Origin of the sequence: Kineococcus sp. NPDC059986, from assembly GCF_040702905.1 — a bacterium.
In the GTDB taxonomy this organism is placed as follows: Bacteria; Actinomycetota; Actinomycetes; order Actinomycetales; family Kineococcaceae; genus Kineococcus.
Genome location: NZ_JBFBND010000027.1, coordinates 1 through 13,980, shown reverse-complemented (window position 1 = coordinate 13,980; position 13,980 = coordinate 1). Strand labels below are relative to the sequence as shown.

Genomic DNA, 13,980 nt, shown 5'->3' with positions numbered 1-13,980 from the left:
GCGCTCGACGAGCGCGGGGCCGGGTGGTCCCCGTGGTCAGGAGTCGAAACCGAGCCCCAGCCGGTCGAGCGTCCGCAGCCACACGTTGCGCTGCCCCTCGTTCCGGTCGGCGTGGTCCAGCGACCGGGTCGTCACCTCGACCCCGCCCCAGGCCAGCGGTTCGGGCGGGAAGGGCACGGGCGGGGTCCGGACGAGCTCGAGTTCGGTGAGTTCGGTCGGACCCTCCTCCTCGCGGGCCAGGAGGTCCAGGAGGACGTCCGCGGCGAACCGCGTCATCCCGACCCCCAGCCCCGTGTAGCCGGCGACGTGCGCGACCCGGCCGCCGTGACCCGTTCCGAAGAACGGGAAGAACCGCGTGCAGGTGTCGATCGCGCCGCCCCACGCGTGGGTGAAGCGCACGCCCTCCAGTTGCGGGAACGTCTGCTGGAAGTGCGCGGCGAGCGTGCGGAACGAGGCGGGGTTCTGGTCGTACTCGGCCGACAGGCGCCGGCCGTAGTGGTAGACGGCGTCGTACCCGCCGAACAGGACGCGGTCGTCGGCCGTCCGCCGGTAGTAGTGGAAGCGGTTCCCGAGGTCGCCGATGCCCTGCCGGTTGCGCCAGCCGATCGCCGCGAGCTGCTCGCCCGAGAGCGGTTCGGTGACGAGGGCGTAGTCGTAGACGGGGATCGTGTGCCACCGGTACCGCTGGAGCAGCGCCGGGAACACGTTGGTGCCCAAGGCGACCCGCCGGGCGTGCACGTCCCCGCCGGCCGTGCGCAGGACGACGTCGTGCGCCGTCGAGGAGATTCCGCGCACCGCGGTGTGCTCCGCGATCCGCACGCCGAGCTCGAGGCAGGTCCGCTTCATCTCCCAGCACAACCGCGCGGGGTTCACCAGCGCCGTGTCGTCGCGCGTCCAGACGCCGGCGAGGTAGGTCGGCGAGTCCACCTGTGCGCGGACGGCGGCGGTGTCGAGGAACCCGGGTTCACCCCGCAACTGGTCGACCTGGTACGCCTCGGTCGCCACCGACAGCCCGCCCGTGCGCTCGAAGGCGCAGTCCCAGCCGTAGCGGCCCACGGCCTCCTGCAACCCGTCGAGGGTGGCGAGCCCGAGGGCGTCGAGGCGGTCCACCTCGGCGGGCAGGTGCAGTTCGCCGTTGCTGCGGCCGTGGGTGAGGCTCGCGTCGATGAACCCGCCGTTGCGGCCCGAGGCGGCCCAGCCGATCCAGGCCCCCTCGAGCAGCAGGACGTCGCGGTCGGGGTCGCGCTCCTTGGCGCGCAGGGCCGTCCACAGTCCGGTGAAGCCCCCACCGACGACCACGAGGTCGGCGCGGGTGCCGGTGATGAGGGGAGGTTCGGGGTCGGGCCGACCGGGGTCGTCGAGCCAGAACGGGGTGCTGGCGACTGCGCGCAGGGAGTCGTCGACGGCCGGTGAACTCGCGGTGAGGAACGGCACCCGCCGAGTTGTACCGCGTCGTCTCCCGGCGCGACAAGGGGTTTCGCGTAGCATCGGTCCGTGCCCAGCCGCCAGCCCGCGCTCGCCCTCGACGACCTGTCCAAGCGCATCATCGAGGTCCTGCAGGAGGACGGGCGGATGTCCTACGCGGCGATCGGCAAGGTCGTCGGGCTGTCCGAGGCCGCGGTCCGCCAGCGCGTGCAGCGGCTCCTCGACAGCGGCGTGGTGCAGATCGTCGCCGTGACCGACCCGGTGCAGGTCGGGTTCGCCCGGCAGGCGATGATCGGCATCCGCGCCGAAGGGGACACCCGCATCGTCGCCGACCGGCTCGCCGAGGTCCCCGAGATCGACTACGTGGTCGTCACGGCGGGGTCCTTCGACGTCATCGTCGAGGCGGTCTGCGAGGACGACGACGGGCTGCTCGAGCTCATCAACGCCAAGATCCGCGCGATCCCGGGCGTCGTCGCGACCGAGACCTTCGTCTACCTGAGCCTGCGCAAACAGCTCTACAACTGGGGTACGCGCTGACGAATCCGTGGTTCCGCCGCCTTTGAGCGACGGGATCCTTGTGGCAACTGTACCGGCCGGTCTAGTCTCCGGCCATGTCCAGCCACCTCGCGACCACCCCGCGCGGCACGGACCGCTCCGTGGCCGCCCGTGACCACCTGTGGATGCACTTCACACGGCACGCGCCCTTCGACGCCGGTGAGGAGGTGCCCGTCATCGTCCGCGGTGAGGGCGCCCGCATCTGGGACTCCCACGGCCGGGAGTACATCGACGGGCTCGCCGGCCTCTTCACCGTCCAGGTCGGCCACGGCCGCACCGAACTGGCCGAGGCCGCCGCTCGGCAGGCCTCCACGCTGGGGTTCTTCCCCCTGTGGTCCTACGCCCACCCGGCCGCGATCGACCTCGCCGAACGCCTCGCCCACGAAGCACCCGCGGACCTGAACCGCGTCTTCTTCACCACCAGCGGCAGCGAGGCCGTCGAGACGGCCTGGAAGCTCGCGAAGGCGTACTACAAGCGGGTCGGGAAACCCGGCAAGCACAAGGTCGTCAGCCGCTCCATCGCCTACCACGGCACCACCCACGGCGCGCTGTCCATCACGGGCATCCCCGGGGTCAAGGCAGAGTTCGAACCCCTCGTGCCGGGGACCTTCCGCGCCCCCAACACGAACTCCTACCGTGCGCCCGAACACCTGCGCGAGGACGCCAAGGCGTTCGGCCGCTGGGCGGCGGACCGGGTGGGGGAGGCCATCGAGTTCGAGGGTGCCGACACCGTCGCCGCGGTGTTCGTCGAACCCGTCCAGAACGCCGGCGGCTGCTTCCCGCCGCCGCCGGGGTACTTCGAGCGGTTGCGCGAGATCTGCGACGAACTCGACGTCCTGCTCGTCAGCGACGAGACGATCTGTGCCTTCGGCCGGATCGGTGAGCTGTTCGCGTGCAAGGACTTCGACTACGTCCCGGACATCATCACGTGCGCCAAGGGGCTGACCAGCGGGTACTCCCCGCTCGGGGCCCTCATCGCCTCCGACCGCATCTTCGAACCGTTCCGCGCGCAGGGACAGGTGTTCGCGCACGGCTACACGTTCGGCGGGCACCCCGTCTCGGCGGCCGTCGCGATGGCCAACCTCGACATCTTCGAACGCGAGGGTCTCGTCCAGCACGTCCACGAGAACGCGCCGCTGTTCCGGCAGGCGCTGGAACGCCTGCTGGACCTGCCGATCGTCGGTGACGTGCGCGGGGCCGGGTTCTTCTACGGCATCGAACTCGTCAAGGACCAGGCGACGCGGGCGACCTTCGACGACGCCGAGTCCGAGCGCCTCCTGCGCGGGTTCCTCTCCCCGGCCCTGTGGGAGGCCGGGTTGTACTGCCGCGCCGACGACCGCGGGGACCCCGTCATCCAGCTCGCCCCGCCGCTGGTCGTCGGACCGTCGGACTTCGACGAGATCGAGCAGCGCCTGCGGTCCGTGCTCGTCGAGGCGGGCCGACTGCTGTGAGCGTGCGCTCGCTCTGGGAGGACACCGCTCCGCCGGGTCCGCACCGCGAACCCCTCGACGGTGACACCGAGGTCGACGTGTGCGTCGTCGGTGCCGGGTACACCGGGTTGTGGACCGCGTACCACGTGCTCGAGCACGACCCCGGTGCCTCCGTGCTGGTCGTCGAGGCCGAACGCGTCGGCTTCGGGGCGAGCGGTCGCAACGGCGGCTGGTGCTCCGCCCTGCTGCCCCAGGGGGAGGGCGCCCTCGCGGCCGAGCACGGTCCCGCGGCGGCCCGCGCCATGCGTGCGGCCATGCGCGCGACGATCGACGAGGTCGAGCGCGTCGTGCTGGCCGAGGGGATCGACTGCCACTTCCGCCGCGGCGGCACCGTCGTCGTGGCGCGCAGCGCACCGCAGCTGGCCCGCGCGCGGGCCGAGGTCGAGGCCGACGAACGCGCCGGCTCCCCGGAACGGCTTCGCCTGCTGGACGCCGAGCAGACCCGCAAGACCGTCGGCATGACGCGGGCCCTGGGCGCCACCTCCACCCCGGACTGCGCGCGCCTGCACCCGTTGCGCCTGGCGCGCGGTCTGGCCGAGGCCGTGGAGCGTCGCGGCGGCCGCATCGTCGAGGGCACCCGGGCGACCGAGGTCGCGGCGGGGCGGGTCCGCACCGACCGCGGCACCGTGCGGGCCCGGCACGTCGTCCGGGCGACCGAGGCGTGGACGGCCACGACCGGCTCGCGCGAGGTCGTCCCCGTCTACTCCCTCATGGTCGCCACCGAACCGCTGCCGGCCCGGTTCTGGGACCAGGCCGGGCTGGAGGGCGGGGAGACGTTCTCCGACCACCGGCACGTCGTCGTCTACGGCCAGCGGACCGCCGACGACCGCCTCGTCTTCGGCGGACGCGGTGCGCCGTACCACTTCGGGTCCTCGATCCGGCCGGAGTTCGACGGTGACGAGGGGGTGTTCCGGACCCTGCGGGCCACCCTGCGCGACCTGTTCCCGGCGGTCGCCGGGGCCCGGTTCACGCACGCGTGGGGCGGCCCGCTCGGCATCGCCCGCGACTGGCACGCCTCGGTCCGGCACGACCCGGCCACGGGCCTGGGCAGCGCCGGCGGGTACGTCGGCGACGGCGTCGGGACGGCCAACCTCGCGGGCCGGACGCTGGCGGCCAGCATCACCGGCCAGGACTCCGAGCTCCTGCACCTGCCGTGGTTCGGGCACGTCCCCCCGCGGTGGGAACCGGAACCGCTGCGCTGGCTCGGGGTCAACGCCGGGTTGCTGGTCGCCCGCGCCGCCGACGCGGCCGAGACGGCCCTGGGGCGGCCGACCCCGCTCTCGGGCGTCCTGGCCACGCTCACCGCGCACTGAGGCCCCGCAGGGCACCCGCTGTGGTGCTGTCCTCACGCAATCGGTCCGCCCGAGGGCCGGTCGAGGGGCGGAACCGGTGGTGGCAACACGATCGAAACACCGAATCCGTTGTCACGGAGGCGTTTTGCTTGTACCTTCCGATCCCATGAGCGGTACTGCGGACCTCGTCCTGCACTCCGGACGGGTCTTCACAGGCACCGGACTGCACCCCACCGCGACGGCGGTGGCCGTCGCCGGCGGTCGTGTCGCCGCCGTCGGCACCGACGGGGAGGCCAGGGACTGGACCGGTGCGGGCACCCGGACCGTGGACCTCGCCGGCCGCCTCGTCCTCCCCGGCTTCACCGACGCCCACGTCCACCCGGTCATGGGCGGGCTGGAACGCCTCGGCTGCGACCTCAGCGAGGTCCACGGCGCGCAGGCCGCCCTCGAGCGGGTCGCGGCCCACGCGGCGGCCCACCCGGGGGAGTGGATCTCCGGCGGCGGTTGGTCGATGGCGGACTTCCCCGGGGGCACGCCCCGCCGCGAGGACCTCGACCGCGTCGTGCCGGACCGGCCGGCGTTCCTCCTCAACCGCGACCACCACGGCGCCTGGGCGAACAGCCGTGCCCTGGCGCTGGCCGGCGTCGACGTCCGCACCCCCGACCCCGCCGACGGGCGCATCGAACGCGACCCCGACGGCACCCCCACCGGCACTTTGCACGAGGGGGCGATGGACCTCGTCAGCCGGTTGCTGCCCCCGGTCACCCGCGCCGACCTCGCCGCCGGGCTGGCCGAGGGCCAGCGCTACCTGCACTCCGTCGGCGTCACCGGCTGGCAGGACGCCATCGTCGGCGCGTACGCGGGGCACTCGGACACGACGCCGGTCTACCTGGACGCGGTGTCGGCGGGCACCCTCACCGCCCGCGTGGTCGGGGCCCTGTGGTGGCCGCGCGGCCGGTCGGTGGACGAGGTGGACGACGTCGTCGCGGGGTTCGTCGCCCACCGGGAGCGGGTGGCCGCGGCCGGTGGGGATCGGTTCGCGACGACGAGCGTCAAGATCATGCTCGACGGCGTCGCGGAGAACCGGACGGCCTCGATGCTCTCGCCCTACCTGGACGGCTGCGGGTGCGGTTCGGGCGAGACGGGGCTGTCGTACCTGGACCGCGACCTGTTGTTGGCCGCCGTGCCCGCCCTCGACGCCGCCGGGTTCGACGTCCACGTCCACGTCATCGGGGACCGCGCCGTGCGTGACGCCCTCGACGCCGTCGCCCTGGCCCGCCGCTCCCCGTCGTCCCGGGGCGGCCGGCACCACCTGGCGCACCTGCAGGTCGTCCACCCCGACGACGTGCCGAGGTTCGCCGCGCTCGACGTCACCGCCAACGCCCAGGCGCTGTGGGCCTGCGAGGAGGAGCAGATGACCGCGTTGACCACACCCCTGCTGGGGCCGGAGCGGAACTCCTGGCAGTACCCGTTCGGGGCACTGCTGCGGACCGGTGCCCGGCTCGTCATGGGATCGGACTGGCCCGTGTCCACCCCCGATCCGTGGCAGGCCGTCCACGTGGCGGTGAACCGCACCCCACCGGGGGTGGACGCACCGCCGTTCCTGCCCGACCAGGCCCTCACCCTCACCGAGGCGCTGCACGCGTACACCGCCGGTTCGGCGTGGATCAACCGCCACGAGGACGCGGGCACGCTCGAACCCGGTGCCGTCGCCGACCTCGCGGTCGCCAGTGCGGACCCGTTCTCGCTGGAACGGCGCGACCTGCACGAGGTGCGCACCGACCTGACCTTCGTCGCCGGCGTCCCGGTGCACGACGCGAGCGCCGCTCCGGCGGCCGACCTGACGGCGGTGGGACGGTGAGCGGCCTCGACCAGAGCGCCCAGGCGGTCGTCCTGGCCCCGGACACCTCCTCCCTCGCCGGCACCGGCGGCGGGTCCGTCGACATCACGGGCGTCGTCAAGCGGTTCGGCGCGGCGACGGCCGTCGACGGCGTCGACCTGCACGTGCGGTCCGGGGAGTTCCTGTCCCTCCTGGGCCCCAGCGGTTGCGGCAAGACGACGCTGCTGCGGATGCTCGCCGGGTTCGAGCACCCCGACGAGGGCGGCATCGCCATCGACGGCACGTCCGTCCTCGGCCTGCCCCCGCACCGGCGTCCCGTGAACACCGTCTTCCAGGCGTACGCGTTGTTCCCGCACATGACGGTGGCCGAGAACGTCGCCTACGGGTTGCGGCAGAAGGGGCTGCGCCGCAAGCGCGTCGAGGCCCAGGAGATCCGTCGCCGAGTGGGCGAGGCGCTGGAGATGGTGCGGATGAGCGCCTTCGCGCAGCGGTCCCCGAGCGCGTTGTCGGGTGGTCAGCAGCAGCGCGTCGCGCTGGCCCGCGCCCTCGTCAACCGTCCGCAGGTGCTGCTGCTCGACGAACCCCTCAGCGCCCTGGACCGCAAGCTGCGTGAGGAGATGCAGGTCGAGCTGAAGCTCCTGCAGACGAGCCTGGGCACGACGTTCGTCTTCGTCACCCACGACCAGGAGGAGGCGCTGTCGATGAGCGACCGCATCGCGGTCATGCTCGACGGCCGCGTCCAGCAGTTCGGCGTGCCCGAGGAGGTCTACGCCGAACCCGTCAGCGCCTTCGTCGCCGGGTTCATCGGCAAGCAGAACTTCCTGCCCGGCCAGGTCGTGCAACCCGGTGTCGTGCGCTGCCCCGAGGGGACGCTCGCCACCCGCGCCGTCGACCTGCCCGCCGGTGCGTCCGTGCTGGCCGCCGTCCGCCCCGAGGCCGTGCAGGTCACCGCCGGAGAACCGCACGGCGTCGCCAACCGCGTCAGCGGCCGCCTCGCCGGGGTGGCCCACCTCGGCGACGTCGTGCAGCGCGTCGTCGTCACCTCCTCCGGCGTCGAGCTGCTGGCCCGCGCCCCGCGGGGCGCCGACGGCCCCGGCACGAGCGAGGTCGGCGCGCAGGTCTGGTGCGGCTTCGCCCCCGAGAACGTCCACGTCTTCCCCGCCCCCCTGACCTCCGGGAGCCCCGCGTGACCGACCACCCCACCGTCCTGGTCCCGACCGCGACCGCCGGCCGCATCGACCGGGCCCTCACCCGGCGCCGCAGCGTCCTGGCCGCCCTCGCCTCCACGGCCGCCCTCGCCGCGTGCGGTGGGGGGAAGGACGCCGCGTCGGAGTCCGGGGCGACACCCGACGGCAAGATCGAGGACAGCCTCAACATCTACAGCTGGGCCGACTACGACGACCCCGACAACCTCAAGGCGTTCGAGGCGTCCGGTCCGAAGCTGCAGGTCGACAGCTACGCCTCCAACGAGGAGATGATCGCCAAGCTCGTCGCCGCGAACGGGGCGAGCGGGTACGACATCGTCGTGCCCACCGGGCTGTTCATCCCGCAGATGTCGCAGAACGGGCTGCTGGAGGAGATCGACCACAGCAGGCTGAAGAACTACGCCAACCTCGACCCGGCCTACCTCGGCCGCACGTGGGACCCCGACAACAAGTGGTCCGTCCCCAAGGACTGGGGCACCACCGGGTTCGTCTACGACAACACCGTCGTCAAGCGGCAGCTCACCTCGTGGGCCGACTTCCTCGACGCGGCGCAGAAGGAGGCCTCCGGGAACACCTCGATCCTCGAGGACCCCTGGGAGGTCATGAGCATCTGGTTCGCCGCCAACGGCGTGGACCCCAACACCGAGGACCAGGCGAAGATCAAGGAGGCGCGCGAGGCCCTCGTCAAGGACCTCGCGCCGCACCTCAAGGGTTTCGAGTCCAACCCCGGCAGCAGCGCCATCGCGCAGTCGACGTTCGCCCTCATGCAGTGCTGGAACGGGGACGCCCGCCTCGGCATCGACGCGTCGAGCACGCCGGACAAGTGGACGTACGTGTACCCGACGCCGACCGCGAACCTGTGGATCGACAACTGGTGCATCGCCAAGGGTGCCCAGCACCCCGACGCGGCCTACGCGTTCATCGACTTCATGCTCGAGGAGGACAAGGCCGTCAAGGAGGTCCTCTACACGGGGTACCCGTCGGCCATCAAGGACATCGGGACGAAGGCGGCCGCCGCCGGGCTCGACCGTCCCGAGCTGGTGTTCCCCGACAAGACCGTCGTCGACCGCCTCACCGCCAGCGTGCTCAACAGCGGGCACCAGGCCATCGTCGAGGCCGTGGACGCGATCCGCGCCGCCGCGGGGAACTGATGCTGCGCCGGTTGCGCGCCCCCCAGGGCGCGCTCGCGCTGCCCGCCTGGGTGTTCCTGCTGGGGTTCTTCGTGGCCCCCGTGGCGCTCGTCGTCTGGTACAGCTTCGGCTACAAGCCGGGCATGTTCGGCACCCACGCCAACGACGTGCTGTCCCTGGACCGGTACGGCGAGGCGTTGTCGGGCACGTTCATCCGCACGTTCTGGAACACCCTGCGCATCGCGGTGGTCGGGACCCTCGTGTGCCTGGTCGTCGCGCTGCCGTTCGCGTACTGGCTCGCCGTCAAGGTGCCGGCGCGCTGGCGGGGGCTCGTCCTGGCCCTGGTCATGGTGCCGTTCTGGACGAACTTCCTCGTCCGCACGCTCGGCTGGCAGATCGCGCTGTCCCCGCAGGGGCCGTTCTCCACGGCCTGGCAGGCCCTCGGCGGGGACCCCTTCGAGGTCCTCTACACCCGCGGTGCCGTGCAGCTCGGCGTCGTCTACAACTACCTGCCGCTCATGCTCCTGCCGCTCTACGTCGCGCTGGAACGCACGAGCCACGCGTTGCGCGAGGCCAGCCGCGACCTCGGCGCGGGCCGGTGGCGCACGTTCGTCGACGTCACCCTGCCGCTGGCGTTCCCCGGGATCGCGTCCGGGAGCCTGCTCGTCTTCGTGCCGCTCATGGGCGACTACGTGACGGCCACCGTGCTCGGCGGGGCCAAGGGGAACATGGTCGGCCAGCTCGTGGCCGGGCAGTTCCAGTCCGCCCAGAACTGGGCGCTGGGTTCGGCCATGGCCGTCGTCCTCATCCTGTTCACCGGCGGCACCGTGCTGCTCACCGCGCTCGGGGTCCTCGCCGTCCGCCGGGTGCGCCGCGCCCGACGCCACGTGGAGGTGGTCCTGTGATCGACGAACGCCCTCCGGTCGTCGTGCCGTCGCGGCCCGTCCGCCGCCGCTCGGCGTCCGACGTCCTGCTGAGCGCGTGGGGCGTCCTCGTCCTGGTGTTCCTCTTCCTGCCCATCGCCGTGATCGTCGTCTACTCGTTCAACTCCGGGCGCCTGCTGACCTCCTGGGGCGGCGCCGGGCTCGAGGCGTACACCGCCGGCCTGTCGCGACCGGTCATCCGTGCGGCGGTCGCCACGTCGCTGCAGGCCGCCGTCGGGGCCGCGCTGCTGTCCGCCGTCATCGGCTCGCTCGCGGGCCTCGCCCTGGCCCGGGTCCGCGGCCGGTGGGCCGCGGTCCTGACGCTGCTGCTGGGCCTGACGCTCGTCACCCCCGAGATCGTCGACGCGATCTCGTTGCTGGGCTGGTTCGTCTCCCTCGACACCGAGGCCGGGCTGCCCCTCTTCGGCAACGGCATCGCCCGCCTCGTCATCGCGCACGCGGTGCTGTCCACGGCGGTCGTGACCTTCATCGTGCGGGCCCGCGTCGCCGGGCTCGACGCGCGCCTGGAGGAGGCGGCGGCCGACCTGTACGCCACGCCGTGGCGCCGGTTCCGCGACGTCACGCTGCCGCTGGCGGCCCCGGGCGTGATGGCGGGGGGGCTGATGGCCTTCACGCTGAGCCTGGACAACACCATCGTCGCGAGCTTCGTCTCGCTGCCGGGTGCGAGCCCGTGGCCCGTCTACGTCTTCTCGGCGCTGCGGGCGGGGTTGCGGCCGGAGATCGCCGCCGTGTCAACGCTGATGCTGCTGCTGACCCTCGTCGCGCTGGCCGTCGTCGCGCTCGTGCTGCGCCGTTCCGGGGACTCCGCCTCCGACATCGCCCGCACGATGGCAGGTGGCTGACCACTCACCCGTTGTGATCGTCGTCGTCCGGGGGCACCATCGGAGGAGCCGGACGACGCTGCCGGCTCCCGACCGCGAGGAGGCGGCGCGTGCCAGCGACGACGGTGGGTTTCTCCGGGTCCGGGGCTTCGAGACGCGCGTTGCGGTGGGCGCTGCAGTCCTGCGCGTCCTCGGCCCGTCCGCTGCACGTCGTCGTCGGCCCGGGCGGTGGCCACACCGACCTCGACGAACTGCTCGCCGAGGAGCTCGAGCGCGTGCCCGGCCGTGAACCGCCCGTCGACGTGACGCTCACGACCGACGACCCCGTCCACACCCTGCTCCGGGCCGCGGCGGACGGTGCCGACCTCGTCCTGGGCTGCGGGCGCGACGCCGGGGCCCGGCCGACGGGCGACGTGCTCGGGCCGGTGCTGGCCGCCGCGCCCGGCCCGGTCGTCGTCGTCGGACCGCGTGCCGTGCTCACCCCGGCCCGCCGCCTGCTGGTGGTCTCCTCGGCGCAGGACGCCGTGACGGACTGGGTGCTGCGCCGGGGCCGGGACCTGCCGGTCCACCTGCTGACGACGTGGCGGGCCCCGCTCCTCGCCGACGGGGGGACGGGACGTCGGCACGCCCACCTGGCCGCGGTCGCCGTGCACCACACCGTCCGGGCCCGGCTGTCCGCCGGGACCCACCGGCCCGTGCGCGCGGAGGTGGCCGAGGGCGAGCTCGCCGACGTCCTGCCCCGCCGGATCGGGGTGGGCGACCTCGTCGTCCTCGCCGCACCGTCCCTGCGGGCGCTGCCGCTGCGGACCCTGCGGGCCCCGGTCGTGCTCGTCCCGGGCCGGGTCGTCCGGACCGTCGTGGACCTGCGCGAGGGGGTCCGCACGGCCGGCTGAGCGGGGATGGACCCGGCGGTCAGGCCCGCGCGACCGACGTGATGCCGCCGTCGACGGCGATCTCGGCACCGTGGACGTAGCGGGCGCCGTCCGACAGCACCCACGCGACGGCGTCGGCGACCTCCTCCGGCGCCCCCGGGCGACCGGCCGGGGTGGCCCGCGTCATGGCCGTGACGACGTCGTCGTCCGCGGCGTTCACCGGGGTGCGGGTGGCGCCGGGGGAGACGGTGTTGACGCGGACCCCGCGCGGTCCGAACTCCGCCGCCCAGGACCGGGCGAGCTGGACCTCGGCCGCCTTCGTCGCGGAGTACAGGCCGACGAACGGGTGTCCGACGTGGGCCATCCAGGACCCGATGACGACGACGGCACCCTTCCCACGGTCGGCCATCGCGGGTGCCAGTGCGGCGGTCAGGACGTGCGGGGCGCGGACGTTCACCGCGAGCGTGGCCTCGAGGTCGGCGTCGGACAACGTGACGGTGTCCACGGCGGGGCACAGCGCCGCGTTGTGGACGACGGCGTCGAGCCGTCCGCCCGCGGTGTCGACGACCTCGCGGGCGAAGGCCCGCAGGACGTCCGGGGTGGCGGTGAGGTCGGAGGGCACGAAGCGCGCGGTGCCGCCGGCGGCTTCGACGTCGGTGACGACGGCGTGGCCCCGGTCGGTGTCACGGCCGGTGACGACGACGGTCCAGCCCGCCGCGGCGAGGGTGCGGGCGGTGGCGGCGCCGATCCCGCTGGTGGATCCGGTGACGAGGACGGTCTGCTGCGTGGTCATGGGCACCACCGAACGCGGTTCCGCCGTGCGTCGCCAGGACCTGGCGTGCCGGGTCACGGCGTGACCAGGTCCGGCCGGCGGGTGGCTCGTAGGCTGCCGAGGTGCCCACCGACCGCTCCGCCCTCGGCGCGTTCCTGCGGTCCCGCCGCGACCGGCTGACGCCTGCCCGCGCGGGCATCACGGCGTTCCCGGGACCGCGGCGCGTCCCCGGACTGCGCAAGGAGGAACTCGCCGTGCTGGCCGGGCTGAGCCCCGACCACTACAGCCGGTTGGAGCAGGGGCGGCAGGGGACCGTGAGCGAGGACGTGGTGGAGGCGCTCGCGCGGGCCCTGCAGCTCGACGACCTCGAACGCACCCACCTGCTCGACCTGGCCGCCCCGACCGCGCGGCGTCGCCGGGCCGGTGCGCAGGCGCCGCAGCGTCCCGACCCGGGGTTGCTGCGGTTGCTCGACACCCTCGCGCACGTCCCCGTGCTGCTGCTCGGCCGCCGGTCGGAGGTGCTGGCGCGCAACGGGTTGCTGACCGCCGTCCTCGGGGCACCGATGGAACCCGGGACCTCCTTCGTGCGCTGGTTGTTCCTCGACCCGCGGGCCCGCACCCGCATCACGAACTGGGACGACTTCGCCGCGCCGGCCGTGGGGGCGCTGCGCTACGAACTCGGACGCCGCCCCGACGACCGCCGGCTGAGCGCACTCGTGGCCGAACTCCGCCGCGCCGACCCCGACGTCGCCCGCTGGTGGGCCGACCAGGGCGTGACGTTCCGGACGTCCGTCACCAAGCACGTGGACCACCCCGAGGCGGGGGCGCTGACGTTCGGGATCGAATCCGTCGTCGCGCCCCTCGACCCCGACCAACGGCTCGTCGTCTACACCGTCGAGGCGGACTCGCCGACCGCGCGGGTGCTGCCGCTGCTGGCGAGCTGGGGGGCTCCGGAGGCCGTCGTCCGGAAACCCTGAGTGCCCTCGGGACACCCCGCGTGTTCCCGCGCCGGTCCCATGCCCGGTCCCATGCCCGGTCCCATGCCCGGTCCCACGTGGGTGCAGGCGTGGGGCCGGCGTGCCGGTCGTCAGGACGACGCCCGAGCCGCTCCCACACCCGGTCCCACGGGGACAACCACGTGGAGTGAGCCGTGGGTGTCCCGAACCCGTCGCCCCGGCGACGTCGAGAGGACACCCACGGGTGTTCCCATGGCCGGTCCCACGCCCGGTCCCACGTGGGTGCAGGCGTGGGACCGGCGCGCCGGTCGTCAGGACGACGTCCCCGCCGTCCCCACGCCCGGTTCCACGCCCCCGCTCTCCCACCGACGCCCCCGGACGCAGCGAGGGGCGGGACCCGGTCGGGTTCCGCCCCTCGCTCACACGACGGCCGCAGCCGCCCTCACGTCCCGCTCAGGGGACGATGAGGCCGTTCGTCTGCGTCCGCGCCCGGTCGAACCGCGCCTGGGCGTCGGCCCAGTTCACGACGTTCCACCACGCCTTGACGTAGTCGGGCTTGACGTTCTTGTAGTCCAGGTAGAAGGCGTGCTCCCACATGTCCAGCACGACGATCGGGACCAGGCCCAGGGCGATGTTGCCCTGCTGGTCGTACAGCTGGACGTTGATGAGCTTCTGCCC

13 protein-coding genes are annotated in these 13,980 nt (G+C 73.5%); 10 read left to right on the top strand and 3 right to left on the bottom strand.

The window, feature by feature from the left end; genetic code table 11:
- Nucleotides 1–36: 36 nt before the first annotated feature.
- A complete protein-coding gene (locus tag AB0637_RS18120) occupies nucleotides 37–1,392 on the bottom strand; it encodes an FAD-dependent oxidoreductase (protein WP_366174078.1) in 1,356 nt (451 codons plus the stop codon).
- A gap of 102 nt (nucleotides 1,393–1,494) precedes the next feature.
- Here AB0637_RS18120 and AB0637_RS18115 point away from each other — a divergent pair, with 102 nt between their 5' ends.
- From AB0637_RS18115 to AB0637_RS18075, 9 genes are all read left to right on the top strand, one after another.
- Nucleotides 1,495–1,962, top strand: a complete 468-nt coding sequence (locus AB0637_RS18115) for an Lrp/AsnC family transcriptional regulator (protein ID WP_366174005.1) — start codon at nucleotides 1,495–1,497, stop codon at nucleotides 1,960–1,962.
- A 74-nt stretch (nucleotides 1,963–2,036) separates the two neighbouring features.
- On the top strand, nucleotides 2,037–3,431 hold the full coding sequence (locus AB0637_RS18110; RefSeq protein ID WP_366174004.1) for an aspartate aminotransferase family protein: 1,395 nt from the start codon (nucleotides 2,037–2,039) through the stop codon (nucleotides 3,429–3,431).
- A gap of 2 nt (nucleotides 3,432–3,433) precedes the next feature.
- A complete protein-coding gene (locus AB0637_RS18105) occupies nucleotides 3,434–4,783 on the top strand; it encodes an FAD-dependent oxidoreductase (protein ID WP_366174002.1) in 1,350 nt (449 codons plus the stop codon).
- A gap of 145 nt (nucleotides 4,784–4,928) precedes the next feature.
- Complete coding sequence (locus tag AB0637_RS18100) at nucleotides 4,929–6,623, top strand: amidohydrolase (protein ID WP_366174001.1); 1,695 nt, start codon at nucleotides 4,929–4,931, stop codon at nucleotides 6,621–6,623.
- A gap of 83 nt (nucleotides 6,624–6,706) precedes the next feature.
- Nucleotides 6,707–7,792, top strand: a complete 1,086-nt coding sequence (locus AB0637_RS18095; RefSeq protein ID WP_366174077.1) for an ABC transporter ATP-binding protein — start codon at nucleotides 6,707–6,709, stop codon at nucleotides 7,790–7,792.
- Nucleotides 7,789–8,958: a spermidine/putrescine ABC transporter substrate-binding protein gene (locus AB0637_RS18090; RefSeq protein ID WP_366173999.1), complete on the top strand. Its 1,170-nt coding sequence runs from the start codon at nucleotides 7,789–7,791 to the stop codon at nucleotides 8,956–8,958. The genes AB0637_RS18095 and AB0637_RS18090 overlap by 4 nt, the downstream gene beginning before the upstream one ends.
- Nucleotides 8,959–8,969: 11 nt before the next feature.
- Nucleotides 8,970–9,842, top strand: a complete 873-nt coding sequence (locus AB0637_RS18085; RefSeq protein WP_366173997.1) for an ABC transporter permease — start codon at nucleotides 8,970–8,972, stop codon at nucleotides 9,840–9,842.
- A complete protein-coding gene (locus AB0637_RS18080; RefSeq protein WP_366173995.1) occupies nucleotides 9,839–10,723 on the top strand; it encodes an ABC transporter permease in 885 nt (294 codons plus the stop codon). The genes AB0637_RS18085 and AB0637_RS18080 overlap by 4 nt, the downstream gene beginning before the upstream one ends.
- 89 nt (nucleotides 10,724–10,812) lie before the next feature.
- Nucleotides 10,813–11,595, top strand: a complete 783-nt coding sequence (locus tag AB0637_RS18075; protein ID WP_366173993.1) for a hypothetical protein — start codon at nucleotides 10,813–10,815, stop codon at nucleotides 11,593–11,595.
- Between the two features lie 19 nt (nucleotides 11,596–11,614).
- Here the strand turns inward: AB0637_RS18075 and AB0637_RS18070 are convergent, their stop codons facing one another.
- A complete protein-coding gene (locus AB0637_RS18070; RefSeq protein WP_366173991.1) occupies nucleotides 11,615–12,367 on the bottom strand; it encodes an SDR family oxidoreductase in 753 nt (250 codons plus the stop codon).
- Nucleotides 12,368–12,468: 101 nt separating this feature from the next.
- Between AB0637_RS18070 and AB0637_RS18065 the strand changes: the two genes are divergently transcribed.
- On the top strand, nucleotides 12,469–13,323 hold the full coding sequence (locus tag AB0637_RS18065) for a helix-turn-helix transcriptional regulator (RefSeq protein ID WP_366173989.1): 855 nt from the start codon (nucleotides 12,469–12,471) through the stop codon (nucleotides 13,321–13,323).
- Between the two features lie 432 nt (nucleotides 13,324–13,755).
- Here AB0637_RS18065 and AB0637_RS18060 read toward each other — a convergent pair.
- On the bottom strand, nucleotides 13,756–13,980 hold a 225-nt coding region (locus tag AB0637_RS18060), incomplete at its 5' end, for a Fe-Mn family superoxide dismutase (RefSeq protein WP_366173988.1).

Bases quoted from the DNA above. Each gene is read 5' to 3' on its own strand.
- AB0637_RS18070 (WP_366173991.1), bottom strand. From the start codon at position 12,367: ATGACCACGCAGCAGACCGTCCTCGTCACCGGATCCACCAGCGGGATC.
- AB0637_RS18100 (WP_366174001.1), top strand. From the start codon at position 4,929: ATGAGCGGTACTGCGGACCTCGTCCTGCACTCCGGACGGGTCTTCACA.
- AB0637_RS18110 (WP_366174004.1), top strand. From the start codon at position 2,037: ATGTCCAGCCACCTCGCGACCACCCCGCGCGGCACGGACCGCTCCGTG.